Source organism: Phyllobacterium sp. P5_D12 (assembly GCF_054049495.1).
This window is the reverse complement of sequence record NZ_JBFUMG010000922.1, coordinates 1-1,166: the sequence shown is the minus strand read 5'-3', so window position 1 is coordinate 1,166 and position 1,166 is coordinate 1. Positions and strand designations below refer to the sequence as shown.

At 54.5% G+C, this 1,166-nt stretch carries 2 protein-coding genes; one reads left to right on the top strand and one right to left on the bottom strand.

Features of this window, described 5'->3' with window-relative positions; translation table 11 throughout:
• Positions 1 to 243: 243 nt before the first annotated feature.
• Positions 244 to 468, bottom strand: a complete 225-nt coding sequence (locus ACXJ5O_RS27655) for a hypothetical protein (protein WP_457302704.1) — start codon at positions 466 to 468, stop codon at positions 244 to 246.
• Between the two features lie 57 nt (positions 469 to 525).
• Between ACXJ5O_RS27655 and ACXJ5O_RS27650 the strand changes: the two genes are divergently transcribed.
• The gene (locus tag ACXJ5O_RS27650) at positions 526 to 1,140 is read left to right on the top strand and encodes a hypothetical protein (protein WP_457302703.1); all 615 of its coding nucleotides are present in this window, start codon (positions 526 to 528) and stop codon (positions 1,138 to 1,140) included.
• The last annotated feature ends 26 nt before the right edge of the window (positions 1,141 to 1,166 follow it).

The window sequence follows — 1,166 nt, the reverse complement described above, 5'->3', positions numbered from 1 at the left end:
GTTATCATCTGCTCACAGTATAGAGGGGATACATTCACGCATTTGATTGCGCGATCTCATATTTACCAGACACTGTAGAAACGTCGGCAATGACGCTGGCTCAAAAAAAGGAACCGCCAAAATGACACTTTACGCATGAGCACATATCGATTTCGTGGAGGCGCACGCCTCGTAACCTGGCTCATTAAAGAAGACGCAGAGTCCGGCTTGGCTCTGGTTCAGTACTCAAAAGCCAGGGCGCCCTTAGCCGCCAATGACAACGTGCACACATTCGAACGTGAGACAGCCGTCGACGTAAACGACGAGACGCCAGGCAAGCCAAGCATCGAGTACCTGCACGAAACCTAGCCAACCCTCGAATATATTCAGGAGCAATGCGAGCTCTCTAAGGGCGTAATAGGCGTTTACGGGAATGTCACTGTAATAGGCGAGCTTGTGTTTGACAGCAATCCTGTCAGGCGCGAACAAGCGCGCGCCTCCGGTCTGATGGTTTCATATAAAACCGTGAAGCGCGACGGGAAAAACGTGTACGTAGCGCCAAAGGTAGAGACGCTCAAACCACGTGGCGGGAAGACGAAGAAGCGCATCGTACGCTTGGCGTTACCCAACGCAGTGACGGTTCCCACCCTTAGTACCAAGCGCAAGCTCGGATATTTGGAACTACGCGGCGTGCCTGTAGAACACAGGCCAGTATCTGTCCGCGCTGCGCCGATCGGAATGCCCGTGCGTCCGCCTGTAGAGTCGCAATCGCCTGAAGACGAGGAGGCGATGGCACGGGCCTTCACAAACGCCAAAGTGCTTGCCGAAGCCTATGCCAACACCAAGAAGCTGCCACCCGTCCAGAAATGCCCTCCTGCCATTGCTCGTGGCGCCCTGTGGCTTGGCGGTGTGGTTGGCGCGAAGCAGACCTCATCAAGGGGCGCGATACCATTGGTGCAGCAATACGAGAAGCTAGAATTGCCTGAAGCGGAGGCGCGTGTACTGGAAGAGGCACTATCCAACGCGACCTTTACCGATATTGGTATTCGACTTGGCTACAAAGGCAGGTATGCCGATAAGGCCGGTAAGCATGCCTTCCTGCGCGCAATTTCGGTGCTTGTGGCGAACGACAACGGACAGCAAAAAGAAAAAGCCGCATGAATGTTACATTTCGTGCCGTCTGGGCG